Annotated in this window: 20 protein-coding genes and 1 tRNA gene; 8 read left to right on the plus strand and 13 right to left on the minus strand. The window is 53.9% G+C overall.

All coding sequences use genetic code 11. The features are described from left to right. Positions 1-93: 93 nt before the first annotated feature. Complete coding sequence (locus C5Y96_RS15020; protein ID WP_105354887.1) at positions 94-1218, minus strand: P-loop ATPase, Sll1717 family; 1125 nt, start codon at positions 1216-1218, stop codon at positions 94-96. Positions 1219-1705: 487 nt separating this feature from the next. Here C5Y96_RS15020 and C5Y96_RS15025 point away from each other — a divergent pair, with 487 nt between their 5' ends. Further along, complete coding sequence (locus tag C5Y96_RS15025; protein ID WP_105354890.1) at positions 1706-3088, plus strand: prenyltransferase/squalene oxidase repeat-containing protein; 1383 nt, start codon at positions 1706-1708, stop codon at positions 3086-3088. Between the two features lie 22 nt (positions 3089-3110). Here C5Y96_RS15025 and C5Y96_RS15030 read toward each other — a convergent pair whose 3' ends face one another. From C5Y96_RS15030 to C5Y96_RS15040, 3 genes are all read right to left on the minus strand, one after another. After that, the gene (locus tag C5Y96_RS15030) at positions 3111-4184 is read right to left on the minus strand and encodes a sialate O-acetylesterase (RefSeq protein ID WP_199188714.1); all 1074 of its coding nucleotides are present in this window, start codon (positions 4182-4184) and stop codon (positions 3111-3113) included. Positions 4185-4334: 150 nt separating this feature from the next. Next, the gene (locus tag C5Y96_RS15035) at positions 4335-5447 is read right to left on the minus strand and encodes a tetratricopeptide repeat protein (protein ID WP_158261250.1); all 1113 of its coding nucleotides are present in this window, start codon (positions 5445-5447) and stop codon (positions 4335-4337) included. A gap of 205 nt (positions 5448-5652) precedes the next feature. Next, positions 5653-6582 carry an AraC family transcriptional regulator gene (locus C5Y96_RS15040; protein ID WP_105354895.1) on the minus strand — a complete coding sequence of 310 codons (930 nt, stop codon included), beginning with the start codon at positions 6580-6582 and terminating at the stop codon, positions 5653-5655. 219 nt (positions 6583-6801) lie between these two features. On the opposite strand from C5Y96_RS15040, the gene C5Y96_RS15045 reads away from it, so the two are divergent. From C5Y96_RS15045 to C5Y96_RS15065, 5 genes are all read left to right on the plus strand, one after another. After that, positions 6802-7863 (plus strand): NAD(P)-dependent alcohol dehydrogenase, encoded by a 1062-nt coding sequence (locus C5Y96_RS15045; protein WP_105354897.1) that lies wholly within the window; start codon positions 6802-6804, stop codon positions 7861-7863. A 107-nt stretch (positions 7864-7970) separates the two neighbouring features. Then, on the plus strand, positions 7971-9344 hold the full coding sequence (locus tag C5Y96_RS15050) for a PQQ-binding-like beta-propeller repeat protein (protein WP_105354900.1): 1374 nt from the start codon (positions 7971-7973) through the stop codon (positions 9342-9344). Positions 9345-9382: 38 nt separating this feature from the next. Further along, positions 9383-10381, plus strand: a complete 999-nt coding sequence (locus C5Y96_RS15055) for an aldo/keto reductase (RefSeq protein ID WP_105354903.1) — start codon at positions 9383-9385, stop codon at positions 10379-10381. Positions 10382-10504: 123 nt separating this feature from the next. Next, positions 10505-11023: an exonuclease domain-containing protein gene (locus tag C5Y96_RS15060; RefSeq protein ID WP_105354906.1), complete on the plus strand. Its 519-nt coding sequence runs from the start codon at positions 10505-10507 to the stop codon at positions 11021-11023. Between the two features lie 127 nt (positions 11024-11150). Further along, the gene (locus tag C5Y96_RS15065; RefSeq protein WP_105354909.1) at positions 11151-11741 is read left to right on the plus strand and encodes an HdeD family acid-resistance protein; all 591 of its coding nucleotides are present in this window, start codon (positions 11151-11153) and stop codon (positions 11739-11741) included. A gap of 135 nt (positions 11742-11876) precedes the next feature. Here C5Y96_RS15065 and C5Y96_RS15070 read toward each other — a convergent pair whose 3' ends face one another. Together C5Y96_RS15070 and C5Y96_RS15075 are read right to left on the minus strand one after the other, a co-directional pair. Further along, positions 11877-12743 (minus strand): carbonic anhydrase, encoded by an 867-nt coding sequence (locus C5Y96_RS15070; protein ID WP_105354911.1) that lies wholly within the window; start codon positions 12741-12743, stop codon positions 11877-11879. A 700-nt stretch (positions 12744-13443) separates the two neighbouring features. After that, a complete protein-coding gene (locus tag C5Y96_RS15075) occupies positions 13444-13854 on the minus strand; it encodes a hypothetical protein (RefSeq protein WP_105354914.1) in 411 nt (136 codons plus the stop codon). A 293-nt stretch (positions 13855-14147) separates the two neighbouring features. Between C5Y96_RS15075 and C5Y96_RS15080 the strand changes: the two genes are divergently transcribed. Beyond that, positions 14148-14744 carry a hypothetical protein gene (locus tag C5Y96_RS15080; RefSeq protein WP_105354916.1) on the plus strand — a complete coding sequence of 199 codons (597 nt, stop codon included), beginning with the start codon at positions 14148-14150 and terminating at the stop codon, positions 14742-14744. Between the two features lie 3 nt (positions 14745-14747). Here the strand turns inward: C5Y96_RS15080 and C5Y96_RS15085 are convergent, their stop codons facing one another. The 3 genes from C5Y96_RS15085 to C5Y96_RS15095 are packed head-to-tail and all read right to left on the minus strand — an operon-like array spanning position 14748 to position 19179. Next, on the minus strand, positions 14748-15713 hold the full coding sequence (locus tag C5Y96_RS15085; RefSeq protein ID WP_105354918.1) for an AAA family ATPase: 966 nt from the start codon (positions 15711-15713) through the stop codon (positions 14748-14750). A 15-nt stretch (positions 15714-15728) separates the two neighbouring features. After that, the gene (locus C5Y96_RS15090; protein WP_105354920.1) at positions 15729-17984 is read right to left on the minus strand and encodes a transglutaminase-like domain-containing protein; all 2256 of its coding nucleotides are present in this window, start codon (positions 17982-17984) and stop codon (positions 15729-15731) included. Then, entirely contained in the window at positions 17977-19179 is a 1203-nt protein-coding gene (locus tag C5Y96_RS15095) for a DUF58 domain-containing protein (protein WP_105354922.1), read from the minus strand. The genes C5Y96_RS15090 and C5Y96_RS15095 overlap by 8 nt, the downstream gene beginning before the upstream one ends. 188 nt (positions 19180-19367) lie before the next feature. Here C5Y96_RS15095 and C5Y96_RS15100 point away from each other — a divergent pair, with 188 nt between their 5' ends. After that, positions 19368-20705, plus strand: coding sequence for a sulfatase-like hydrolase/transferase (locus C5Y96_RS15100; protein WP_105354924.1), 1338 nt, complete (start codon positions 19368-19370; stop codon positions 20703-20705). Between the two features lie 54 nt (positions 20706-20759). Here C5Y96_RS15100 and C5Y96_RS15105 read toward each other — a convergent pair whose 3' ends face one another. The 4 genes from C5Y96_RS15105 to C5Y96_RS15115 form a co-directional block, all read right to left on the minus strand. Next, the gene (locus C5Y96_RS15105) at positions 20760-22700 is read right to left on the minus strand and encodes a hypothetical protein (RefSeq protein ID WP_146115669.1); all 1941 of its coding nucleotides are present in this window, start codon (positions 22698-22700) and stop codon (positions 20760-20762) included. Between the two features lie 225 nt (positions 22701-22925). Continuing rightward, on the minus strand, positions 22926-24587 hold the full coding sequence (locus C5Y96_RS15110; protein ID WP_105354929.1) for a TROVE domain-containing protein: 1662 nt from the start codon (positions 24585-24587) through the stop codon (positions 22926-22928). 350 nt (positions 24588-24937) lie between these two features. Then, positions 24938-25013 (minus strand) — tRNA-Gln (locus tag C5Y96_RS27390). Between the two features lie 291 nt (positions 25014-25304). Next, complete coding sequence (locus tag C5Y96_RS15115; protein ID WP_233198978.1) at positions 25305-25967, minus strand: ZIP family metal transporter; 663 nt, start codon at positions 25965-25967, stop codon at positions 25305-25307. Between the last annotated feature and the right edge of the window lie 245 nt (positions 25968-26212).

Raw genomic sequence — 26212 nt, forward strand, 5'->3', positions numbered from 1 at the left:
CCCGCAGACTTCGCGTCGCAGTGGCCTGCTTCCGTTCGGGCTACGCCCTCACTCCAGCAGCCCACTGCGATTCCTTTTACCCAATCCGAACTCTCATAACGGTGGGCCAGGTTTTTGGGGCATTTCATAGTCTATGAACGCAGTTGGTGACTTCTTTGATACAGGTAGAATGTCAAGACACGTAACCTCGGAATTTGTAAATGCATCCCGAACCAAGTACTGCACGCGTTGATTGACAAGCTGAATCAATTCCTCTCTTGTCCAATGTAGATGAAGGTAAAGGCCTTTCATCTTTTCTTCCTGCAGCCCCGATGCTCGAGTGTAGCGAAAAACTCGTTCGATCAAATCTGTGCGGAGACAAGCGACGATCTTGACCGTACGTACTTTCTGAAATTCCCGAATAGTATCAATAAGGGCACGGATTAGGTGGAATCGAATCGAATCATCGATCCAGTGCTCATCTAGTCCATCAATCACAACGTAGAATTTTTGTTGTTTGTCAGTTAGGATTCCCTCTGTAAGCAAATTGAACATCTCGTTGAGATCTCGGACTTTGACTTGGTTTACAACTTCTTGCCCTCGGTGGCAGACCTCAACTTTTTGTTCGTCGCTTAGCTTTCTTGCTGAACCTACACTGAAATCTATATTTGGCAAAACGCCGCTGATTGATGCTCGTAAGTCACTTTCAGTTTTTCTTGTGGCTTCTTTGACTCGCTCTTCGGTCTCTTTGAAGAACGACTCTCCATGCTTTTTTAGGTAGTCAAGAGCTTCTTTCTTTCGTTTGTCACGCTTGAAGATATCTGGAAGTGATTGCCAAAACCGTTGCTGGTCGGCTCGTGAATGAATTGCATACTTCTCCCTCAAAATTTCGACGGTAAAAACATGACGCCAAAGTAACTTGTAAAACAAATCGAGCTTTACGCCGAGTTCTGAGAAGAATCTGATCACATTTGAATTTGAAACGAATTCCACGGATAAATTGAATGGACTAACCGTAATGACATGCTCTTCTGTTTCCTGTAATCGCATTAAAAGTGCGGTCTTGCCGGCACCAGTTCGTCCAATTATCAATCGCTTTGGGTTCTCGCAATCACGAAGTACTTCTAAGTCACCCGTATCTACGAAGCACTTTTCGAGGAAAAAGGCATCTTCTTCCGCTGCAGGTGCGCCAATTGTCGCATTTTTTTTGAACCGAAACTTGTTACTTTTGCGGGGCATTTGAGTTGGGGCTTGTGTTTGTGTTCTAGCGGACCTATTTGAGGCTCACGATATACCTGGATATGTAACAGGTAAAGACAATAGTTTGTGCGTTCTACGAGATTGATTGGATTTGTATGGTGCTTGTGACGCGGTTGCTGATTTGATAGCGGCATTATTTAGCGTAAAAGAATTGTGCGATATCTTCCATCTTTATTAGCCTGGAAGATCAAATCGTTGCACCGAGAGCATGCCCTAAGATTGGCAGCCTGATTAACGCTATAGCGGATAATCGTTGTTTGCTCTTGGCAATCGCGTTTGCCCTTCTTTCGGAACTGGACTTTTCGTGGGCGGCCGAAAGTGAACAGATCTACCTATCGCTTCATAGTGATACTCGACAAACTTTCCCCGAAACCCACACCCATCACCGGGGTTCGATGTAACAGGCCTCAGGCCGCACGATTGCCAAAGTCTTTCACTCACGAAGACCCTAGCTGAAGCCAATACGATGCGACTTCTCTTCTCGGTTTGCCTGCTTGTCTTGCTCCCTGCGCTTGTTCGTGCCGAGGGGCAGGTTACCGATGACCAACTGCGGGCTTCGATTCAGAAGGCCTTGCCGCTGATTGAAACGACCTCGAAGGTTACTCTTCAAGAGCGGGCTTGCTATACGTGTCATCATGGGGGCGTGACCACGGTGGCGATCGAAGCAGCCCGGGTGCGTGGGTTTGAGGTCGATCGGCAGAACTTGCTGAAGCAGATGGAGCGGGCACAAACAAATCTAACGCGGGCGATTGGCCGGGTGGGGATTGGTGGCCGCACGCCTGGTCAGGCCGATGGAATTGGTTGGCAGCTCATGACCCTTTCTGCTGGGGATTGGCCGGCAGACGAAGCGACCCATCTCGCGGTCGAGCACTTGGTTCAATACGACCACGAAAAGGACCACTGGGCCTGGGCGGGACGGCCTCGTCCGCCGACGGTTGCCAGTCCTTTCACCACCACGTGGGCCGTTGTGCGAGGGATTCTCGATTACACGACACCTGATACCGAACTAGGTGTGGCTGTCCGTGTTACCGAAGCGAAAGATTGGCTCATCCGCACACCCAGCCGCGATACCGAAGAATGTACGTCAAAGCTACGCACGCTGAAGCTTGTAGATGCGGATCAGACCGTGATTCGTGACGAAGCGGAGAAGCTGTTTCGGATGCAGCAGGAAGATGGTGGCTGGGCGCAGCTTCCTGATGGTTCGAGCGACGCGTACGCAACCAGTACCGCGCTAATTGCCTTGCTTGAATCGGAACAGTTTAAGCGTGACGATGTGGCCGTGCAGGCCGGTCTGAGTTATCTGCTGGAGACGCAGCTCGAAGATGGTTCGTGGCACGTGAAGAAGCGAGCCCCGTTCGTGCAGCCCCACTTCGAGACCTCCTTCCCGCATGGGGAAGATCAGTTCATTTCCGCGGTCGCGACGGCGTGGTCGATTTACGCGATGGCTCAACTTCTACCGCTTCACGATTTCGATCACCAGCAGTCGTTAGCGGCGATGACCAAGGAAAATGCGGGAAGCGAAGAACGCGAGTTCTCGGCGGAGGAAGTCGCGTACTTTACAGACAAGATCGAGCCGATCCTTCAGCGGCGATGTTACCGCTGCCATTCCAATACAAAAGAGCCGAAGGGAGATCTCGCGCTCAACACGCGCGAAGAGATTTTGATCGGCGGCTATGGTGGTCCTGGTGCGGTCCCTGGCAAGCCAGCCGAGAGCATGATTTTCAGATCGCTCAATGCGCCACCTGATTCGCTCGTTCCTCAAATGCCTCCGAAGGGAGGTAAGCTGCCTGCAGAGGAAGTGGAACTGATCAAAAAGTGGATTGAGATGGACTTGCCGCACCGAAACTGAGGTGGCGAATGAGGAGCAACCGTTATTGGTTCTTCAGTAGCTGAACCATGGCGGCACCCATCGCATTGCCCGCGTTCATGTAGGTCTCGGCGTTGCCTTCGTAGTGGCCGTTGGAAGCACCTCCTTGAGACAGCGGGTGAGTGTAGACGGTCGCGGTTTCCCCTTTGAACTCAGGGTGCCTGGCGGGGTTGCTGATGGCCAGTTGGGCTTCGATGATGTCTTTCTCGGTGCCGGAAGCATCGTCCTTGTCGGTCTGCCCCAGGGTAGCGCAAACGAACTTGGCCCGTGGTGCGTCGAATTCTTGGCGAAGCTGTTTGATGAGGTTGACCAGGTTCTCTTCATATTTCTGCGAGTGGCCAGCGTTGTAGCGATCCTTGTCTCCCTGCCACCAGAAGAAGCCGGCGATCTCGTATTCTTTGGCACCAGGATAGTACTTATCGAGTTCGCTTAGTACTTGCTTCGCTCGTGCGATGTCGCCGTCGTACTGCAGGCCGGCCTTCCAGGTGATGGGCTCCGGCTCGGTCCCTTTCTCCCAGCGAAGTGGAGACTGGCCGTATCCAGCGTAGAGATACGTCTTGCCATCTTTGGGGTCGGTGAACTCGTACGACGGGGAGCCAGGCGGAAGGAGATCCCAGCCGAGGGAGCGATTGCCGATGGCACTCTTGAGGATCAGCACAGGCTCGTCGTGGAATTGCCCCAGATGCTGGCCGATACCGATTTCAACACCAATCTTTCCTCCGGCAACCTTCAGCCAATCGTTCTTACGAACTTGCGTTTTGCCAGGGCCGCCACTGCCCATCACGGCCACGTTACGAACATCGCTTCGCTGTGTCCAGTTGCCGGCGTCATCAACCAGGTACGGATACAACCCCTTACTCTTCACCGCGTGTTCGAGCGTCCCTTCCTTGTCACCGGCGACCTTGCCCATTTCGAGCATGTTCGACTGTCCCATCAAGATGTAGACCTTCACCGGCTTGCTCATATCGGCAGGTCGCTCGTCCGGACGAGAGAGACTTGAGTCTTCCGCAGCCAGGGCTTGCCACGTACATACGGATAGGAAGAACGCGAGAAGCGTGAGGCAAAAGCTTCGAGTCATGGTTGGTTTCCTTGAGGAGAAACGAGGGCGTAGCGGAAACCGTATTATGAACACCTGCACAACGTAGATTTAGAAAAAACGCTGAGGCGGTTCTTGATTCAGGCATTACTGCCGTTGGAATTGGTTGGAGGCCTACTAAAAATCCCACAACTAGGGGCGTTGGTCCAAGTAGGGCTTCCCCTGTTTGAATGCGGATCGCATGGCTTCGCGGGTATCTTTATCGATATCTGGATTGAGCCCGATCGCCTGGTCCAGGTACTGGATTGCTTTTTCAAAATCCCCTGCGGCGGCATGCGCGGCGCTAAGGGTGTCGACGTAGGAATCGTTCTTCCAGTTGGTCAATTCGCAGGCCTTCGTCGCGTGGTGAACGGCTTGTTCTCCGTCGCGATATTCAGAACTAGGACAGGTTGCCAAGAGCCATGCAAGTTCGTTGTAGCCGTCCGCCACATTGGGGTCGAGGCGAATACTCTCGTTGAAATCTTTGATAGCCCGGTCGTATTGGCTCTTGTCGCTCCAGGCATAGCCTCGGTTGACGTAGGCAAGGCTCAGTTTCGGCTCAAGGCGGATCGCTTCGTTGTAGTCTTTAATTTCGCGGTCGTAGTCCCCTTTGTTGTGCCAGGCCAAGCCGCGATTGCAGTAAGCCTGGCTCATTTTTGGGTCTAGTTGTATGGCTTCGTTGTAATCTTCGACTGCCTTATCGTATTCCCCTTTTTCTAGCCACACATTGCCTCGGTTGTAATAGGCGAGTTTTTCTTTCGGATCGATTTGGATCGCTTCGCTGTAGTCTTCGATTGCCTTGTCATATTCCCCCTTGCTGAACCAGGCAGCGCCTCGATTGTTATAGGCCAGGCTCATCTTGGGAGCGAGACGGATCGCTTCGCCAAAGTCGGCGATAGCGGATTCGATTTCATTCAGCTTGAGCCAGACATTTCCTCGTTTGACGTAGGCCCCTGCGTTTTTCGGGTTCTCGTTCACCAGCTTTGTGAATTGCTCGATTGCTGCGCGATTCAGCGGGACAACATGCCGCTGATGCAGCCAGCCGGTGGTATCGTCTTTCACCCACAGCCACTTGTCATTAATGGCTTTGACTTGCAAGACATCGCCAAGCGAGACCTCGCCGACCTTGGTATCTCCTGAAAGCTGAAGCGATGCATCCTCGATGACAATAACCTGGTCCCCGAGCTTGTAATCCTGGGAGATTGCTGACCCAGTAATAATCGCAGTTCCACATAGCCCGAGCAGGCAAAATACGAGAGACTTCATGATTTGTATTCTCCTGTGAGGAGCGGGGCACGTGAACGCTACGCAAGGTTCCATCGAGAGAGGTGGCCAGCGATAGCTGGAGACCATGTGTCAGATTCTAACCAAAACGAGAGTGATTTCACCCCCCTGGAAAACTGGGGTAAGTGCCTCGTGTGGATATGTTGCCCCGAGGCATACTGGCAAAGATGATTGCTTGACCGGCCTGCTAGTCGACGGCCGAGGTTGCACGTAGCTGTTCCACGTCGCGCATCGGAGGCTTGCCAAAGTGTCGTTTGTATTCTCGGCTGAAATGGGATGCGTCTTCATAGCCGACCTGAAAGCCAGCCTGGGCGGCGTCGAGGCCATCGTCGAGCATCAATCGTCTCGCTTCCTGGAGACGCAGTTGCTTTTGGAACTGGATGGGGGTCATCGCCGTGACTGTTTTGAAGTGCACATGAAAGCCGGAGACACTCATGTTCAGCTCTTTCGCCAGGTCTTCGATGCGGATCGGTTGATCGAAGTTGGTCCGGATCGATTCGATGGCCCGCACCATGCGATGGGCATGGCCGCCAAAGCGAGTCAGGTGACGCATACGATCACCCTGTGCACTGGTGAGCAGTCGATAGATGATCTCGCGGGTGACCAGCGGGGCAAGGACGTCGTACTCGTTTGGTTTGTCAATCAGGCGCACCAGGCGAAGCGTGGCGTCGAGTAGTTCGGCATCGAGACTGCTCACGTCGACCGCTTTCACGTTGCCGTCCCCTTTGGTCGGAACGTGGCCAGACTCGACCATCACTGAGGTGATTACCGACGGATCGAGTTGCAGGCGAATACTAAGGTACGGCTTTTCCGGAGAGGCATCGACAATCTGGGCTGACAGGGGAACGCCCATGGTCGTGATCAGATAGTTGGCCGGATCGTATCGAAACGTCGCGTCTCCCATGGTAACCGTCTTGCTGCCTTGGGCGATCACACACAGCGAAGGCTCGCAAACGGCGTGCGTTGGCTGCGTAGGAGCGGTAACTCGGTAGAGGTGAAGACCCGGTTGAACTTCGAGGTTGCCGTCACGAGGCATTTGCTCGGCGATGCGATAAGAAAGCTCTTGCTGGTCGGCCAGCATTCGCGGGGATGTTGGGTTCGGGTTTGTCTTGCTCATGAGCTTAATCTAGCGTGAGATCACCGGTTGTTGATCAAAAAAATAGGCCCGTTAGAGAATCCGACAACGACCCTAAAGGATCAGCATACCGGAAGTTTCGCCGGTGGCCGTAAGATATCTTTCGTTCGACAGGCAAACGGAACAACGCAATTCAATTTGCTTGCATTTTGATTCTATTACCATGCAACTTTGCAACCAGAAGAAATAGAGAACCGATCCATGTATCAGACCCAAGCTTACGCTGCCGAAAGCGCGACTTCTCCCCTCGATTCGGTTACGATTCCGCGTCGCGACCCCACCGATAAGGACGTGCAGATCGAAATCCTTTTCTGCGGAGTCTGTCACTCCGACTTGCACCAGGTTCGCAACGAATGGCAAAGTGTCATGCCCACGGTTTACCCGGTGGTGCCTGGGCACGAGATTGTCGGCCGTGTTGCAAAAGTAGGCTCAGGGGTTACCAAGTTGAAGCCAGGCGATCTGGCGGCTGTCGGCTGCATGGTCGACGCGGATGGAACCTCTCCCCAATTCAAAGCCGATCAAGAGCACCTCTGCCCTTCTTGCGTGTTCACCTACAATTCGCCAGATATGTACGGCACGGCTCCCGTAACGTACGGTGGCTATAGCGACAGCATCGTTGTGAACGAGCACTTCGCATTGCGGGTACCAGAGAACCTCGATCTGGCCGGAACGGCCCCCCTGCTCTGTGCAGGAATTACGACCTATTCCCCCATTAAGCGTTATGGCGTCGGCCCTGGGATGAAGGTTGGGATTGTCGGTCTGGGTGGGCTTGGACATATGGGGGTGAAGTTTGCCCATGCGATGGGGGCCCATACGGTCGTCTTCACCACCTCGCCAGGCAAGAAGGAAGATGCCCTGCGATTGGGAGCCGATGAGGTAATCATTTCCCGCAACGCCGATGAAATGCAAAAGCACGTCGGCACTTTCAATTTCATCCTCGATACGGTTTCGGCCCCACACGATATCAATGTCTTGCTGGGAATGTTGGCCACCGATGGCAATCTGACCTTGGTCGGTGCCAGCGAACAGCCGATGGAGGTCTCCGGGTTTTCGCTGCTATTTGGCCGCCGAAGCCTGTCTGGCTCGATCATCGGCGGTATTGCGGAAACTCAGGAAATGCTCGATTTCTGTGGGGAAAAGAACATCACGGCGGATGTCGAAGTGATTCCCATTCAGAAGGTGAACGAGGCGTACGAACGTCTTTTAAAATCAGACGTTAAATATCGTTTTTGCATTGACATGGATTCGCTGAAAACGGCGTAGAACGGTCAAGTTTAACGGGACATTTAGCCGGCATACGTGTTTAACTGGGTACGTCGGTTCGTCGACTACGATCCTGAAGAAAAGCACTCTACTTGAAGAGGATAACCATGCGGCAACTTATTGTTTCGCTTTGCGTCGGCTGTTTCAGTCTCCCCGGCCTGCTTATGGCCAACGACTGGCCGCAATGGCAGGGACTGCATCGAGATGCGGTTTCGAGTGAGTCCGGCCTGTTGAAAACGTGGCCCGAGGGTGGGCCTGCACTTGCCTGGCGGGTAGACGACCTGGGAGGCGGAGATAGCACCCCATCGATTGCTGATGGACGCATCTTCGGGATGAGCAATCGAGGGGACGACGAAGTCGTATGGGCACTTTCTGAAAAGAACGGCGAGCCATTGTGGGTAACCAAGGTGGGGCCGGCATACAAACAGGAAATGCCACAGTCGAAGGAAGGTCCTGGCTGCACGCCAACCGTCGACGGCAAACTGCTGTTTGTCATGGGCATGGCTGGGAACGTAGCATGTTTGAATGTTGAAGACGGTGCCGTCGTCTGGCAACGTGACCTGAAGGAAGATTTCGGTGGCACCATTCCACGTTGGAGTTATCGCGAGTCTCCCCTGATTGATGGCGAGAAGATGATTGTTACCCCTGGCGGTAACAAGGCCACGATTGTCGCTCTCGACAAACAAACCGGTAAAACGCTTTGGGAAACCAAGACGCACGAAGAAGAAGCCCAGCCGGAAGCCGCACCGATGCGGGAAGAGCCACGCGAAGAACCCGCGCGTGGCGAAGGCCCAGGACGAAGCCGTGGACGTCGTGGTTTTGGTCTCGGTGGTCCTCGTCCCGATGCCGCCTATGCTTCAGCGATCGCCATCGAATTCGGCGGCCAGCGACAGTATGTGCAGCTAACGGCGAAAGCTTTGGTCAGCGTTTCTGCGGATGATGGTCAGCTTCTGTGGAAGTACGACCGACCGGCCAATGCCATGGGCATCAATTGCACGACGCCGATCTACCAAGATGGACTGGTCTTCGCCGCATCGGCCTATGGCAATGGTGGTGGAGCCGTGAAGTTGAGTAAGACGGACGACGGCGGCATCGAAGCGAAAGAGGTTTACTTCACCTCGAACATGCAGAACCATCATGGCGGCATGATTGTAGTCGATGGATGCCTGTATGGTGCCAACGGCGGTAACGGTGGCGGTTTCCTCGCTTGCTTGGACTATCAAACCGGCGAGGTCCTGTGGCGTGAACGAAACGCTCAGAAAGGTGCCTTGGCAATGGCCGACGGTCTGCTCTATCTGCGAACGGAAGAGGGTACTGTGCTGCTGATCGAACCGAGCAAGCAGGAGTACGTCGAGAAAGGACGTTTCGAGCAGCCTGATCGAACCGACTCGCCAGCTTGGGCTCACCCAGTGATCGCCAACGGCAAGCTGTATATTCGCGATCACGATCTACTGCTGTGCTATGACGTCGCGGCGAAGTAAGCCAGCGGTATTCAGTAGGAACGAAGAAAGGCAATCTCATGCAGACGCGAACGCTCGGAACCAGCGGACTTCAGGTCTCGGCTATTGGCCTGGGCTGTATGGGCATGACCGCCTATTACGGCCCCGGTAAAGATAAGAAGGAGATGAAAGCTCTGCTGTTGGCAGCGGTAGAGCGAGGTGTCACGTTCTTCGATACGGCTGAGGTGTACGGTCCGTTTGTCAACGAAGAGGTCGTTGGCAAAGGGCTGGAAAGCGTTCGCGATCAGGTGATCCTGGCAACCAAGTTTGGCTTCGACTTGAGCGGACCCGCCAAGACGCCGGGGGCCATTGGTCTGAATAGTAGGCCAGAGCATATCAAAGAGGTTTGTGAACAGTCCCTCCGGCGGCTGCGAACCGACCGGATTGATTTGTTCTATCAGCATCGCGTCGATCCCAATGTACCGATCGAGGAAGTGGCCGGCGCGGTTAAGGAATTAATCGACGAAGGTAAGGTTAAGCACTTCGGCATGTCGGAAGCCGGCATCGAGACTATTCGTAGGGCCCATGCTGTTCAGTCGGTCGCGGCTCTACAAAGTGAGTACTCACTGTGGTGGCGCAAGATCGAGGATCGCACGCTACCGGTGCTGGAAGAACTTGGCATCGGTCTGGTTCCCTACAGCCCGCTGGGACGCGGGTTTCTGGCCGGGGCACTCAAGGGGACGACGAAGTTGGATAGCGAAGATTTTCGCGCCAAGCTGCCGCGTTTCAGTCCGGAAGCGTTAGAAGCGAATCAATCCCTGGTGAATGTCTTGCAGGAAGTCGCCAGCCGAATGGGGGCCACCGCCGCGCAGATTTGCCTGGCGTGGTTGTTGGCCCAGAAGTCATGGATCGTACCGATACCAGGCACCACAAATTTAAGTCGCTTGGAAGAGAACCTGGCAGCAGCGTCGATGCAGCTAACTGCCGAGGACCTATCCGAAATCGAATCCGCAGCAGAGAGAGTGGCGATCCTAGGTCAGCGGTACCCGGAACATATGGAGCAGATGACGGGGCTATAATGCCTGCTGTGAACCTCTTGCTTGTGACTAGGTGTCTGTAGGAAAACGAAATGAGGCAACCATTTTGAGCTGTCTCGCTAGAATAGTCCTGAATAGACAAACAAGACATAAAAGAGGAAAGCAATGAGTTACGTCATGGTTGACGTGGAGTCGGATGGGCCGATTCCTGGAGATTATTCGATGATCTGTTTCGGAGCCGTGCTCGTCGAGACAGGCCTTGCTCGAACTTTCTATGGCCAGCTCAAGCCGATATCGGAGAAATGGATACCGGATGCCTTAGCCGTATCCGGCTTCTCGCGTGAGGAAACGCAGCAGTTTGATAAGCCTGTACAAACGATGCAGGCGTTTGCCGAATGGCTGAAAGCCGAAAGTGACGGCAAACCAATGTTCATCTCCGATAACAATGGCTTCGACTGGCAGTTTATCAACTGGTATTTCCATCACTTCCTGGGCGGTAATCCCTTTGGATTCAGTTCAACAAACTTGGGTTCGCTCTACAAAGGGATGGTGCAGGACACGTTTAAGAATTTCAAGCACCTGAGGAAAACTCGGCATACGCATCGCCCTGTCGACGATGCCAAAGGTAACGCGGAGGCCTTGTTGACCATGAAGACGGAGATGGGCTTGAAGATCCGGTTATGAGGCATGCTGGGATAGCCACATGGATAGTTCTGCCTGGTGATTCTATGTGAGAAGATATTTATAGAACGTCCCAATTCTCGATAGTACAATCTGGGGACAGGGCAATTCACAACCGGGGAGAATCATCATGACCAAAGCGAAGAAACCGAGCTTTACATTTTTGATGATCATGGGCGTTCTGACGGCGGTTTTAGGCGTCGTCGCGATTGGCTCGCCAGCCGTCGCAGGTACGGCCGTGATTTACATTGTTGGTGCCATCATGCTGATTGCCGGGGTCTCGCAGGTGTTTGCGGGGATCAAAGCGGAAGGATTGTCGCAAAAGTTGCTTCCACTGATTCTCGGCACTGTGACAACATTAGGCGGGATCGCTGTTTTAGCTCATCCGATAATCGGGATGGAAGTCTTGACGATGATCCTGGCGGCTTACTTTGTCGCCGAAGGTATCTGGAAGGTCGTCGCTTCGTTCAGCTTCCGCCCCGCCCAGGGTTGGCTGGCGGTGCTCTTCAGCGGTGTTATTACCTGGCTGTTGGGCGCAATGATTTGGACGCAGTGGCCCGCTTCCGGCATGTGGGCGATTGGCATTCTGGTGGGTGTCGATCTGTTGACCACCGGGATTGCATTGATTTGCGTAGCGATGACGCTGGGGAAGATCGCGGACAAGATCGAAGAGGTGACCAAGCCTTCCGATCCTTCTTCCGGCGATGCCGCCACCGCATAGTTGCCGGACAGTATCTTGCAGCGCAAAGAAATAGCCGCCGGCTAAAGGCACGCCGGCGGCCATTTCTCAGGAACACCTGGGCATTCAAGCGATAACGCAGGCCATCGCTTGAAGCTTTCGGTGCCGCCTCTTGAATTAGATCAGCGAGGACGCGCTGGACATCGCTTCGACAATTTGGTCGGCGATTGCTTCGAGATCGGATTCTTCAGCCGGAGCTGTCGCCAGGCCCAATCTGTCTTCTGGGGTCAGTTCGGAGTGAAGAGGACGCATGACAGCCTGAGATGCAATATCGTAGACTCCGTGCAAGACGCTCACATCTTCGCGCCCATAACTCTCGACAAAGTGACGCAGTCGGGATGCCCCTGCAGCTGCGTTGAGCGTAGTGGTCATCTCGATCAAGTGGCGGCGATGATCGGCATGCCCCGGCTTCGAGAGCGTGCTGCGTTTGAGCGTTTCATCGGCCAGGATTACCGAGGGAAGAATACGGTTGATGATCGATTGCAAGCCGGAAGAATCGAGGATCGGTTTTCGGCCGTCTCGCAAATATGCGTCAACGGCCGCCGTCACGGGACCACAGCCTGAATGTCCGATGACGACGATGGTTTTAATGGACTTAAGGTGAGCCAAGGCATCTTCCAGGCTCCCCACACACTCGTTGCCGAGTGCCTGGCCAGCGGTGCGGATTTCAAAAATATCGTTCACCGATTGCCCAAAGAGAAGTCGCACTGGTACGCGGGCATCTGAACAGCCGACGACTGCGGCAAACGGTGTTTGCGTGGGGATCTGGTTCACTGGAATAACTGAACCCAGCAGAGCTCGCCGCTCGTGAGTTCCAGGCTCTTCTTCTATATAACGTGGCGTATAGGCATCGGCCACCCAGCGGCGAAAAGCAGTATTTCCCACTTCCAGGCGAGCTTGAGCTTCCTGCGAATTGGAAGGACGGGAGAGTGATCGGTTGATCAACGGTTGATTCAAGGTATCGAATGCAGAGCTAGAAAACATCGAGGGCACTCCTGCAGTGGTAACGTCCGATGTTACTCAGGACAACGCGCTGGGAAAGGAAAAGCCTTCGCAGAAGCTCACTTTCACAGACCTTCTGCGAAGGTTGGGGGATGGGGGCGGTTGCTGCTCAAGTAATGAGAGCTGCCGGTTGAATCACTTTCGTAACGTTTAATGCATCTTCGCTGTTGTCATAGCGCGGATCGTCTAAAGGTCCAGGCGGTTCTTGTGTCACCCTTTTCGCCTAGAACTTGCCGAATTTGTCCACGCTGCAATTGAATAAAAATTGGAACTGACGGTCACCGCATCGAGTTCTGGCTTCGCGGAATGAATGTTCGCAACAACCACGTCGCGATCACTCCGATACCACCATTCTCGATGAACCCCACTGCGGCCAACCCGCCGGCAACCGCCAGTTCCGAAGATGGCTATAAAGCCATCCGCTCGTTACTCTGCCAGTCGATTACAACGGGCAGGTATGTCATTAGGCTCCGATTGAGCGTTTGAAAAAATCGAGGGAAACGTTCAGTCACGCCATGGCAAAACGCGTGAATACCCAATTCAGTAATCTGTGTCACAAGGTCTTCGTAGTATTAGCCGTAATCAGACGACGCGTAGGCGTATGAATTTGCTAAGGGGTTACGAGATCTGCCGTGTGGCAAGTGACAGCGGACATGCGTGATGGGCAAGAAGGCAGAGACACCTAGGCGACCGGTGGCCCACGCAAACAAGAGACGGTGTGTTGTCGAGTGACAGTAACCGCGGGGAAATCACTAAGAACGAAAGTCGATGTGACCTCGAAGGTCGGTATCGTCCAGTTCGGCGTCAGCGTTGAAAGCTGTGTTTCGACCTTGCTTTCCGCTTCAATTTCGGCGACTTCGGCCAAGCCACTGTCGTGCGAATGAGGACTGGTCAGCTTGCCACTGAGCGAGAAATCAGTCTGCAGTAGACCGCCCACCACCAGTACGGCATAGAAGATCACCAGAAACGCCCGGACCGGCGAGATGTTGTCCGAGAGATGAAATCTTACCCCTTGCAAACAACGCAGCACGAAACCACCAACACTGGTTGTGGCCGATCTCGTGGAATCATGTTGTGCGGAGGTAAGAAACATCGAGCGATGCTGGCAGGTAAGAAACTCTTAAGTAAGATTCTCAGAATACTACATCGTCAATTTTGAAAATGCAACCTCACCCGTTCTTGCCCAATGCTGGAAAGGCCTGGAAAGATGGGGGTTTTTCTTGTGACGAGGTACTTGGGCAACGGCAGTTCTTTGGCCTGCCAGGGCCCGCGATGGCATCTTCTCTGCCCTAATCCCTTGCTATTTGCGGGTTCTCGCGAAGATTCTCTTCCCCCTTTAAAATACGGGATTCCCCGTTTGTTTCACGCGTCTGTTGAGTAATCGTCATGCGTTATGTCATTCTTGTTGAGCAAAAACGCCAGGCCCCGGCAATGTATACGGCCCCGGTCGATCAGGACGATGCCGAATACCTCCGTCGCGCTATAGAAACGCTCAAGCCCCTTTCGGCAGAAGATTACATGAAAGGGCCAGCCGCTATATTGCATATGCTGGCCCGCTATAGCTACATCTTGGATGGTGACGACGTTTACTGGTGTGTCGAGTGGTTGCCTGGCATGATTCTGATTCGCTTTTCACGCGGCGGCCAAATGGCTTGGACTGCCCTGCGAAGTCCCGTGCCTGATTTCGGCGGTCGCACGCCTACCAAAGAGGATCGAGATGCCTACGATGCCGACGCCCCCAATCACCAGGTGAGCTTGATCTTCGAGCCGTGGACGGCGACGTCTGACGAAGATGACCGCAATGCGAAGGGGTTTGCCCGCGCCGATGCCAAGACCGAGGCAACCTTCGAAGCCGCTCTCTCGCGTGTTAACGAAATTGGAGAGCAGATTGAAACCAAGTACGGAGACAATCTGGAAGCGTGGGTTTACCGCGGCGAAGAGGAAGTCGCTAAGATGGTCGGTGATGGAGTACGTATCGACTAAACGCTAGAACGGGACGTTGACTTCCGCAATCAGGTCATTGATCAATTGACGGCTTTGGACAGAGCCACCGGTGGAGCGGGCCGAAATCACCGGCACTGCGACGTGTTGAACATCGTCGGCGGTTACAAACTGTCGACCTTGCAGGTAGGCCCAAGCTTGCGAGCATCGAAGCCACTGCATGATTCCACGTGGACTGACGTGTCCGGTGAATTTGGAATTAGCGCTAAACGCTTCGGCGAGATCTGCAACATATTCGAGTAACATTTCTCCCGTTTCGACCTCCGCCGTCTGTTGTTGCAAGGTTAAAAGCTGAGGTCGGTTGAGGATTGGCTCTTCGGATGCGTGAAAGCCTTCTAGTACGCCTCGACGCGACTTCATGAGTTGCATCAAGCTTTGACGGTCCGGAGCACCGATGCTGATCTTCATGGAAAACCGATCGAGTTGTGCTTCCGGCAGTGGGAAAGTTCCATGCAGTTCTTCGGGGTTCTGCGTGGCGATAACAAAGAATGTATCTGATAGTCGGTACGTATGATTGTCGATGGTAACCTGGTGTTCGGCCATCGCTTCCAGCAGCGCACTTTGGGTACGGGGGGTGGCGCGATTGATTTCGTCGGCCAAGACGACATCGGCAAAGACGGGGCCTTCGTGAAACTCGAATTGCGAGGTTTGCTGGTTGAAGATGTTGAAGCCCGTCACATCGCCTGGCAGCAGGTCTGGTGTGCATTGAATTCGCGAGAAACGCCCACCAATTGCTTCCGATAGGGCCTTGGCCAGGGTGGTCTTCCCCAGACCTGGCAGATCTTCAATTAATAGATTTCCACGGGCAAGTAGACAGGCGAGCACAAGTTGCACAATTTCCGCTTTGCCACGCAAGTGCTCGTTGAGGTGATCTCGTAGACGGCCCAGAATTGCTTCGGAATCAAATTCCGTCGAGATTGTCGGGCAGTTAAGATCGTTGGTGGAAGTCATGGACAAATCCTTGAATTAGCTTTCGGAATCCAACGTGTGGACGGCATTCTTTAGTCGACGTGGTGTCGCCCAAGCGATCACTTCTCGTGAAACTTGTCGAAGATCTTGAAGCAGGGTCGGGTTAGAGGTCGAGGCATCGTGATAAATTGCTTGTTGACCGAGTCTGTGGTATCTCTGCAAACAATCTTGTTGGGGATCGAGACGTAGAACGCTACTGGCAAATGACTGACCTGACTGGGAAGTCAGGCCAGCTGCTTTCAAACGGATTTTGAGCAGAAGCTGTGTCCGGCGGACGATTTGCCGGGGACTCTGCCACGGCCAGAATCGCCATATCAGATAGTAGCAGAGGCTTTTAAGCGGACGGATCGTCAGCCGCGTAAGTACCAGCAGGCAAATCAGAGCAGCAGCGATACGCGCTCCCTGATCCGCCAGAAAATTCCATACTGTTATTAGAATGCCCTTTTGCTCTGGGGCTTCTGCCGAGGGGACTTCGAAGCCAGGGGTTGGTTCGATATCAACCCAAACCCGATCATCGAGTTTGACCTGAGCCCAGTAGTGGACGTCGTCTTCATCAATCGTAATATTGCCCGATAGCCAAGAGCGTTTATTCTCGTTCGCGTAATAGCCACCTACCAGGCGAGTCGGATAGCCGAGAGAACGCAAGAGAATGACTGCGGACGAGGCAAAGAGATAGTCGGGGCCACGTTTCGATTCGACAAGAAAGTAGTAGACAGAGTCTTGTTCGCCTGCGGGTACGATTGCTTGGGGATCATGCGTCGCGTGATTGCGGAGCCCGTTAACGATCCCCATGATTTCCTGCCAGCCTGGGTCGGTGTCATCGGTCCATTTTCGGACGAGCTCGGCTAACTCTTCTGGAAGGAATGGTCCATCTTGTGCTTCACGCCATTGCTTTAACCTCGATAGGACACTCGACGGGTGGTGTTCATTTCCACCAGTTGTAGCCAAAAACTTCCAGAGCAATTGTGGATCGCTCTTCATTTGCTGGGCAAGTGCTTGAAGTTCGTAATGAGTAACGACCAGGGACGCTTCGTTGGACCACTCGGGATGGCTCTGCATCAACCGCTGCAAATCGGACGGAGAGATTTTGATCAAGTCTGGTTTTAGCGTGCCGGCTCCCTGGTCGGCCATGGCTTTGAGTAATACCGTGCGGGCTTGCTCTAGGAAGTTTTCGTCGGTGACATCCAGCGTTTGTGTAATCTTAGAGTAGTCGAGATCATCGGAATTGAGCAGTTTCGACAAGCCTTGCTGATCGGCGATTTGAGCCGTCATGGCAGGCAATTGTGACTTCCTGTGGGCAAGCCACTGCTTGCCGTTGAACTGTTCATAGTGCGTGGAAGGAATGTGTTTGACTTGGTTGGTAGCCAAGCTGAATAGTTTTTCAAAATCTTGGTTTTCGTTGGGGGCACTGCGGACCGTCGAGAATTCGCGGAACTGCTCTCGGTGTGCGCGCCGCTTGGCCTCCTCTTCGCCTTGGCTGCTTCCCTCTGCGTCTTCGCCATGCTTCTTGTTGGTTGCATGGTCGATTGCAATCTCTTCTTCTTCTTCCCTTTGAAACGAAAACTCGGGCCTCACACGGCGCTGCTTCTGCCGTGCGAGGTGGTCCAACGACTTGTCAACGGTTCTCTCTTGATCTGTGTAAACGAAAAACATGACCGCAAAACCGGTGAAAACCAGCAAGGAATACGTGGCAATGAAGTCAGGTTTCCAGTGGATGGACTTTCGATTGTTACCGGTTTCCCAAGGCACCGAATCGTTGGAAGTTAACCAGAATACCACGATGACGAGCTGAGCCAGCGTACAGATCGTGACCACCAATGAGCTTTCCAGCGTGAACGAGAACATGACAAGCAGTAGTCCGATGAACAACGTTGCCCGACGCCGAATCGGATCGAACGTGAAAATCGCAGAGGTCGCGCACAGATTTCGCAGTGATTCCATCAGTAGAGCGTCGATACGCTCGTCGGACCCGATTCCAAAGACACGAACAACCGGAATCGCAAGTGCAATGCACATGATGGTTGCTTGGACGATCGGTGAGAAATAGGAGTTGGTTGAAGTTCTGTCATCGTGGTTGAAGCGACTTATCAACACGAATAGCAACCCAATCCCCAAACCCCAGCCGGCGCTGATACCCAAGGCAAATGGAATACTCAACTTGTCGAAAATCGTCATGTTGGCGGCAGTGACTCCGACGACCGCGGAGGTCAGAGTAAGCCATTGGATACGCGACGTTGTCTGGGCATTAGCCATCGAGTATCGATCCCGTTTGTTGAAGCGTGTTGCGCCAGTCACTATGTGGGGGAAGCCACAGGCAGCGGCGGTTGACGTCTATAGACGGCTCGATGGGGCTGGTGCACAAGATTTCATCGTGTCTGCCGTTAGGATAGCCATCGTTAAGTGTTCGCTGGGTAACCAGTACGGAACGTACAGTACTTTGCCGAGGCGATACCGTGCGGTCGACTTGCCGTGACTGATCATTCAAGTCAAATGTCGCAAGGAAATCGAACACCGGCGAAATTCCATTTGGGTTGATACCTTCCCAGGTGCGGTGTCCGGATAATTCAAAATCGACATGCCAGTTTTCTGCAACAGCCTGCATTATGAGGCTCGCAGCGATGCTAATCGCAGCTTCGTATGCCTCGGTGGTCTGCACGTCTTCCCGATTGGGCATTTCAAGGTCGAGTCGTATAAGTAGACGCTTGGAAGTCGTCGATTCCCGTTCGCAAACTATCAAATCGCCACGGTGGGCGGTGTGCCGCCAATGAACACGGCGTAGAGATTCGCCAGGTCGGTAGGGTCGCGGTCCGGCAATGTCTCCTTCATCTCCCCAGTGCCTGGCACTGGTGGCCGAGCTTTCATAGCCACCGTAGCGAGCGTCGCTGATACGACTGGCAAGAGGGACGATCTCAGGCCAAACAATGGATTGGCTCGAGATAGAAAACGTCTTTCTTGCAGTAAATATCCCAAAGGGAAAACGAGTGACGAGTGTGCCAATATCATCGGGAAACAGACCGCGTGAAATGGGCACAAGCGAGACAACTTCGTCGCAAGTCCCATTTCGCTCGATGCGCGGCATCATGTGTTCGCGCAGTTTCTCCTTGGGAAGTATCGCCGAAGGGCATTCGCTCAGTTGGATGATCGTCGTCCCCCATGGCCACCAATTCTGGTTCTCGACTTGAAACCGAACCGGCATCCCCTGCCCTACGCGTCCGCGATGTTGCAGCGGGGTGATCTTGGCCAGCAGCTTTTGAATCGAAAGGTAAGGTAGAAGGATCCCGGCGACGACAATCAGCAGTAGCGTTCCGGTTATGATGAACGCACGACCATGCCAGACGACACCGCACATAATCGACGCGCCAATCACGCAAGCGAGTACCCAGCCCATTCGATGCGAGGATTGGTGCTTGCTAGAGATCGTGGAGGTTGTCGAAGGGAGTGAGTTCATCCTTGACGCTTCGCTGCGATTGAACGAACGAGGAAATTGATAGGAGACGTCTTTGACATTGTTCGGTGTTTGGGATTTAGGGAAAGTGCCTTGGCCGAATCTTCATCGAGAATTCGCTTAGACACAATCGAATCGGTACAATGGGCGATCTAGATCACCTTGCCACCTTGTCCTCTTGAGAGTCTTTCATGTTAAGATTCGCCATCGGCTTTGCCCTTTTGTTGGTAAGTTCTTCTCCTCTTTGGGCAGTAGAATCAAAGCGGCCGAATATCGTGGTCATAATGGCGGACGATATCGGGTATGAGTGCCTAGGATGCTACGGGAGTAAAGCGTATCCCACGCCGAATATCGATCGCCTGGCCGCGGAAGGGGTTCGTTTCGAGAACGCTCATTCGCAGCCGATCTGTACGCCGTCGCGGGTACAGATCATGACGGGGATCTATAACAATCGAAATTACATTCGTTTCGGTCTGCTCGATCCTAAGGCGGTAACGTTCGCGAATCTTATGCGGGATGCCGGCTACGAAACGTGTATCGCCGGGAAGTGGCAACTGGATGGTGGGTTCGATGGGCCTCGTAGTTTTGGCTTCGACCATTATTGCTTGTGGCAACTGACGCGACGTCCCAGTCGCTACCCTAATCCTGGATTAGAGATCGACGGCAAAGAGGTCGACTTCAAGAACGGTGAGTTCGGCCCCGATGTCGTAAGTGACTACATCTGTGACTTCATCGAGAAATACCAAGATAAACCCTTTCTGGTTTATTACCCGATGATTGCGCCGCACTGGCCATTCCTGCCAACGCCAGATCACGCCGACTGGGACCCGACTATGTGGCGCGATGCCAAGTCGGAACCAGGTGGATACAAAGGACCGAAATACTGGGACGCGATGGTTCGGTACACCGACAAGATGGTTGGTAAGGTTATCGATAAGCTCGACGAACTGAAGTTGCGTGAGAATACATTGATCTTGTGGACCGGCGATAACGGAACCTACGAGTCGGTCGTTACCCCGTTTCATGGACGAGAATATCGTGGCGGCAAAGGAAGCACGAAGGACAACGGAACGCACGTCGGTTTCGTGGCCAGTTGGCCAGGCACCATCGAGCAAGGCAAAGTCGCCGCCGATCTGGTCGACTTCAGCGATGTATTGCCGACAGTGCTCGAAGTCGCTGGGGTTGAACTGCCCGAGAAGCTAGAAGTCGATGGAGTCAGCCTCGTCCCAGTCTTCCATGGTAAGGACCGCAGTAAGCCGTATATCTACTGCTGGTATGAACGTAATGGCGTGCGCGAGAAAGCTTCACAGCATACGCGTGACGCACAGTACAAAGTGTATGCCAACGGCGAGATTTATGACGTGGTGAAGGATCCGCTCGAAAAGAAGGACCTAGCTGACTCCATGCCCGTTGGGTCTGAACCGGAACGGATTGCGATGCTTCGGAAAGCTTTGGACAAGCATGACGAAATCACTAAGGCCTCCGATGCAAAGCAGAAGAAGTTGCAGAACAAGCAAAGCAAGAAATAAAAAAGGCCCGACGAGATGAATCGTCGGGCCTGGAGTCAGTAGATGGCATAGCTGTTAAGCAAGTACTACGTCGATTGCCGCGTCTATATCGGCGATTGCCAGGCTGGTGAAACTGACTTCACCAGCTTTCGCTTTACCAACGTGAACGGTATACGTCCCTTCGGCAAAGACTGGCGGGCGGAAAGACGTTCCGGCAACACGCTGCGTGTAGAGGATTTCGCCGGTATCGTCCTTCACTACCTGCACAACCGGGGTCGATTCGGCGTCGAACTTCAACTCTGGCAGGAAGCCAACCGGTTTGCGTCCGTCGTAATCGGCAACGGCGACTTGAATTGGCCAGCCTGGGAACTGTTCGCTATCCCCCTTCTTCGCATCCGAGAACCGCGGCCAGCATTCGATGGTGACCTCTTGCGTCTTCTTGTTGAAACGCACCAGGCCGTAACCATCGGCTCGTTGCTTCTCGTCTTTGATGTTCGGTGGGTTGGCGTAGGCCATCATCGAAATTTTGTTGCCCAGGCCATCTTTGAAGTCGCCTGTCCACGGAAGCGGACTATTGGGAACTGGGTTCGGGCCTGGCTTTTCATCCAATGGATGCCACCAGCGACCGTAGATGGTGTTCACCAACGCGGGGCTTGTGAATCCGAATGGGCCGTCGCCGAACTGATCGATGCCATGTTTAACGACCACTGCCAGATGCTGGTCGCCACACAGATGGATCGCCTTAGCACGGCGAATCTCTTCGAGTGCTTTGCGACGACCTGTTTGCGGCCAGCCGTTGCAGTCGAGGTCGGCCAGAAGACGCCCTGTTTCGCTGCCGTGCATATGAACGGCTCCACAGAAAGCGGTTTGCGAGAGGACGCACTTCATCTGCACGTCTTCCCAGTCTTGTCCCCAATTCTGGAGGAACTTAAGCTGACGCTCGCCCAGTAGAACCAAACCAGGCAGATCGATCGTCTTGGGATCGTAAGAAGGATCGTTGATATGGTCAGGCCGCGGACCCATTTGCGGAATCTTGCCGGCCGGGCCGCTCTTGAACTTGCGATCTTCCAAAATCGCGAAGTCGACACCACCCACTTTCATGCTGGTGAAGTAAACGGTGATGCCGCGCTCGATCGGCTCGGGATCAGGCGAGTCTGGCAGATGCCACGACTGTTGCCGCTGCACCATGTTGACATATTCGGCAGGAAACATGAATCCGCCGTCCGCGTTGCCTGACAAGGTCGAAAGCTTGCCATTCTCTCCCCATAGGTTAGGCTGGCCAACGTCGTGGTCGTCAGGCGTGCAGATCGCTGGGCGATCCTTGATGACATCTCGAAACTGCAGACCGAATTCGATCCAGCCTGCGGTATGTTCGGTATGGCGATAAGTTTGATCACCAGCAAAGAAGAGCAGATCGGGATCTTGGTGCAGCAGGTTCTCGACGATCTCGTGCCGCTCTCCCGTCGTGCGGCTCGAATTGCACGACATGTTGGCGACGACGATGGTTTCTTTGTCGATCGGGTCTTTGCGAATGCTCCCTTCGAACATGGCCTCTTTACCGTGACGAACCCGGTAAGGGACTGTTTGCGAGCCGTCCCAGTCTTCCACGCGGAAGTGAGCACTCCACCCAGGGAAGAGAACTTCTTCCTGGGCGATCTCGACCCACTGGCCATCTTTCTGGATTTCCAGCCGTGCGATGCGGGCTTCATCCGGTTTGAGGGGATAGAGCTGCGCGGACATCTTCAACACGCCGTTCGCCTGTGTGTAGACGGCGAATGCCACGACTTCGTTGCGTGGGACGATCAACGTCGGAGGAGCACTGCGTCCGTTTGCTTTCTTATCCCACCAATTGCCGACAGCCAGCGAGTCGAGGTTTTTATGCTCGGTGCCAAACGGCATGGCGGGGTTAATTTCTTTCGCGGTTGTTGTTGCGTCTTGAGCCGAAGCAATAGCGGCCGGTCCGCCCCATGCAAATGCAGAGGACAGCTTCAACCAGATACGTCGAGAGAGCTTCATGTTGTTGTGGGGGTGAAAAGGAAATTGGCAGGTAGTTTCAATGGATTGCCCCCACGATTGCCAGGAATCATCGAGACAGACTCAATCCTTCTATTGTGGTCCAACAGCGGAGCTTCACAACCATATTACGTCCATTGGTACAGGAATCTGACGGGGAAAAACGCGGCTAGCATAAAAAAACGCCTGAGCTGCGATAAGCCGAGGCGTTACTGCAATTGTTTTCAATTATTCAGTCATTTTAATGGCGTCAATTTCCGCCACGAACCGACTTCCGTCGTCCTCGAGGAAGGATGCCACGACTTGGAAGACCGCGTCGCTGAATCCACCCACATTCAGGATATCGGCCCGCTCCGGAGCCTGGGTCGTGGTGTTCGGCTGCAAGTCGATACACACCAACTTGGGCGAAGTGATCTCATGACCACCAAGCTTCATCTGGTTGCTCACAAACTTCTGCCACTCACTCATCATGCCCGTCTGGCCGTAGCGTCCGTATCCATATGGGCGATTCTTGGTGATCCAGCTTTCGTTATCACTCAACAGGATCACGCCGGCGAATTGCCGATGTGCGTACCGTCCGTTCGCCGTTTGCAGCGGAATCGAACAGTCGGTTCCACCACCGCCGTAGCGTGCCAACCGATCGGACAAGCTTAGGATCGAATCGTTAGGATCGAACTTCGCATCGTATGCGACAGTATCGAACGGCACGACCACACTGTCTGGGTTACGTCGCAGGATCGACGCCGCGAATAACGCCGCCACGTCGACACAACGCATCGTGGTGGTCGCGCCGCGACCGCGGTAGCCGGTAACCGGACTATGCATCGATCCAGACACGTCCAGACCGATCAGTACCGGACCAGACAGTTGTGGAATGTTTCCGCACGCAATCTCGGCCGCGCGGTGTAGCGCAGACTTGATCGCTTGAGGAACGTCATTCGAGGCATGCTTGTAGGCGGCCAGGAACTGGTACGGGAACTGCTTCGAACGCTTGATCTCACGCTCATCGGACAACCGCTTCGCGATCAAGGCAACCATTTCTGCATCTGGCTTACCTGATTCGCTACGCAGAACACCCTGACGTAGTAGCGTGTTCAAGTTCATCCGCAGTGCCTGTGGACCCATCTGTTTGGCAATCGCCTTCCAGGCATGTGCATCCTGGGCAGTATCGGCCAACAGGTCCCACCGCAGCGACAAGTCGCGTACGATCCGGGCCTGCTCGGAACCCTTCTTCGCTTCGCGGAAGGAATTCAGTTGGCGCACTTCTTCCGGCAAGTCATGCAGCGTAGCCGGAGCCCACTGCGGCACTGGCTTTTCAGTCAGCCAACCGAATAGAGCACGACGTTCGTTGTTGGTCGGCTTCGGCCGCGCCATCCGCAGTACGTCGCGCAGCGAAGGGTCGTTGCCGATGGAAGCGGACAATAGCTTAAGTGTCGAGGCATTGTTCAACCAACGCTCGAAGGCCCGCTTCAAGCTGGAAGACAATCCCTTGCGGCCAAAGCGTCCGCTACGAACCATCTGGAACACATTGCGCAGCATGCGGCCGTTATCGACCACGCGGTCGAACACCTGATGCGTAAGCTCGGTATCGCGAACCGATAGCATTACCAGTAGTGCGGCCGGCATATCCTTCATCATTCCGCGCTGCCGTGCGTAGATGGCCAGCTTGGCAAGGAACTGATTGTCGTCGACCTGTTCCACAAGCTTCACCACCTCGTCCAGTTGCTGCTGGCCGGTTGCGTAGAACGTTCCGCTTAAACATCCGGTCGTTGCCAGTTGAGCGAGCGCGTGCTTCGCAGGCAGCACATAGGCGGCACCTCCGGCAGCGTTTCGCGCGTTGGCGTGCGGACGATGAGACTTGGTAGAACCGAACAACAGCTTGTTAGCCATGGAAATATTCTCCTTGGCGAAGGACAAAAGAAATTGAAAAGCACACTCGACGAAGGGATGGCGAGAGCTCGGCCCGCATACTGAATGAGGCGGGCCGTCAAGAATCGAACTTGATAAACCATGGACTCCCAACCGGCAGTCGAGAGTGTGCGAATTGAGTTGTGAAAAAGGAAAGGATCGACGAAGGGATGACCAGAGGCCTTACGCTGCTCTATCCAACTGAGCTACGTCCCCAAATTCAAAAGTAGGGACGGCAGGACTTGAACCTGCGACCTGCGGTTCTGAAAACATGTACTCCAATCGGCAGTCAATCATTTCATTCGTGCGATCGCATTCGCCATCGCACGAGGCTGCGGGAGTTGGAATTGAACCAACGACATCTCGATTCAAAATCGAGCTTCGCGTACCAGCAGCGAATATCCCGCATGAAAACAAAAAAAGGCTCCTCGTCGCATCGGACGAGGAGCCTTCTATCGGAGAGACAGAGAGGTCTACACGTCAAATGCGTTGCCGTTTTCGGAAGGGACTGGGCGTGGGTTGCCCTGTCCTGAAACCGAAACGGTTGGATTGCTTTAATGTCAGTCGTATGAGATGGGATGACACGTTGTCTCTCCGGAAGTTGCCTGATATTTCACTCAGGCAGTTGATTGATTGTTCTGGAAAGATGGACGTGCTAAATGTCGCCGGGTTCACGCCGTTATCAAAAAAAACGGAAACTCACGGAAGCAGTTCGTGACCGAGCACACCTAGTGCAAACCCAAGCACGGCCCCGAGTGCTGGTGCCCAGGCTTTTTCGAGACGTGCCTGGGGAGCGATATCTTGAAAGACCAAGAACAGAATACCTCCGCTGGCCACCAGTTTGATCGCCGCGACCACGGCGGGAAACTGTGCAAGAAGAAGAAACCCGCCAAGCCCCGCAATCGGTCCCAGTAGTGCTAGTACACCAAACACCACGACAATTCTGACACCAGAAATCCCGGGCCCCTGATTCATTTCGCGATAGGCATTAAACCCTTCGGGAAGATTTTGCAGGGCAATCAAAATGGCTAGCAGCGGGCCAGACTTTCCGCCGGCACTAAAGGTTGCTCCCAGAGCCAGGGCTTCTGGGATGAAATCGGACAACATCGCAACGAGCTGCGTCGTCGGGCTATGGTATCGTGCCAAAAGGATATCGAGCCCGCAAAAGATTAACCCACCTAGGACAATCCATAGCACAGAAAAATGAGCAGGGAGTTCTTCTGTGCCCTCCGGCACTAAAACCAATGCCACAGCGGAAAACAAAGCACCGCCGCCAAATGCCATCACGCTATGCCGGAACTCCTGTTCAAGCCAGTCGCGGTGGATGTGTTCGATGCTCGCGATGATCGCTCCGAGCGGCATCGTCATACCTGCCATGAGCGTCAGTAATGTGACAGTTAACCAAGTGGGCATAGGGCTATTAAAGATCAAAACAGGCGAAGGGTGGGAACACAATTCTATAGCGGTGGCGCAGGCTTTGCACGCTTTGTAGGAACGATCGAAATAGCCAGTGACATGCGACTTGAGGCGCTGTAAGCTGCCAGAGCGGGGAGCTCTGCGACCAGCATGGTGTTTTCTCAACCATCGGCACGCTTCGGGTTGGAATA

This window comes from Blastopirellula marina (assembly GCF_002967715.1).
Classification (GTDB): domain Bacteria; phylum Planctomycetota; class Planctomycetia; order Pirellulales; family Pirellulaceae; genus Bremerella; species Bremerella marina_B.

Bases quoted from the DNA above. Each gene is read 5' to 3' on its own strand.
- C5Y96_RS15050 (WP_105354900.1), top strand. From the start codon at position 7,971: ATGCGGCAACTTATTGTTTCGCTTTGCGTCGGCTGTTTCAGTCTCCCC.
- C5Y96_RS15025 (WP_105354890.1), top strand. From the start codon at position 1,706: ATGCGACTTCTCTTCTCGGTTTGCCTGCTTGTCTTGCTCCCTGCGCTT.
- C5Y96_RS15045 (WP_105354897.1), top strand. From the start codon at position 6,802: ATGTATCAGACCCAAGCTTACGCTGCCGAAAGCGCGACTTCTCCCCTC.
- C5Y96_RS15090 (WP_105354920.1), bottom strand. From the start codon at position 17,984: ATGGCTAATGCCCAGACAACGTCGCGTATCCAATGGCTTACTCTGACC.
- C5Y96_RS15100 (WP_105354924.1), top strand. From the start codon at position 19,368: ATGTTAAGATTCGCCATCGGCTTTGCCCTTTTGTTGGTAAGTTCTTCT.
- C5Y96_RS15115 (WP_233198978.1), bottom strand. From the start codon at position 25,967: ATGCCGCTCGGAGCGATCATCGCGAGCATCGAACACATCCACCGCGAC.
- C5Y96_RS15095 (WP_105354922.1), bottom strand. From the start codon at position 19,179: ATGAACTCACTCCCTTCGACAACCTCCACGATCTCTAGCAAGCACCAA.
- C5Y96_RS15080 (WP_105354916.1), top strand. From the start codon at position 14,148: ATGCGTTATGTCATTCTTGTTGAGCAAAAACGCCAGGCCCCGGCAATG.
- C5Y96_RS15035 (WP_158261250.1), bottom strand. From the start codon at position 5,447: ATGAAGTCTCTCGTATTTTGCCTGCTCGGGCTATGTGGAACTGCGATT.
- C5Y96_RS15105 (WP_146115669.1), bottom strand. From the start codon at position 22,700: ATGAAGCTCTCTCGACGTATCTGGTTGAAGCTGTCCTCTGCATTTGCA.
- C5Y96_RS15055 (WP_105354903.1), top strand. From the start codon at position 9,383: ATGCAGACGCGAACGCTCGGAACCAGCGGACTTCAGGTCTCGGCTATT.
- C5Y96_RS15065 (WP_105354909.1), top strand. From the start codon at position 11,151: ATGACCAAAGCGAAGAAACCGAGCTTTACATTTTTGATGATCATGGGC.
- C5Y96_RS15030 (WP_199188714.1), bottom strand. From the start codon at position 4,184: ATGACTCGAAGCTTTTGCCTCACGCTTCTCGCGTTCTTCCTATCCGTA.
- C5Y96_RS15040 (WP_105354895.1), bottom strand. From the start codon at position 6,582: ATGAGCAAGACAAACCCGAACCCAACATCCCCGCGAATGCTGGCCGAC.
- C5Y96_RS15075 (WP_105354914.1), bottom strand. From the start codon at position 13,854: ATGTTTCTTACCTCCGCACAACATGATTCCACGAGATCGGCCACAACC.
- C5Y96_RS15060 (WP_105354906.1), top strand. From the start codon at position 10,505: ATGAGTTACGTCATGGTTGACGTGGAGTCGGATGGGCCGATTCCTGGA.
- C5Y96_RS15085 (WP_105354918.1), bottom strand. From the start codon at position 15,713: ATGACTTCCACCAACGATCTTAACTGCCCGACAATCTCGACGGAATTT.
- C5Y96_RS15020 (WP_105354887.1), bottom strand. From the start codon at position 1,218: ATGCCCCGCAAAAGTAACAAGTTTCGGTTCAAAAAAAATGCGACAATT.
- C5Y96_RS15070 (WP_105354911.1), bottom strand. From the start codon at position 12,743: ATGTTTTCTAGCTCTGCATTCGATACCTTGAATCAACCGTTGATCAAC.
- C5Y96_RS15110 (WP_105354929.1), bottom strand. From the start codon at position 24,587: ATGGCTAACAAGCTGTTGTTCGGTTCTACCAAGTCTCATCGTCCGCAC.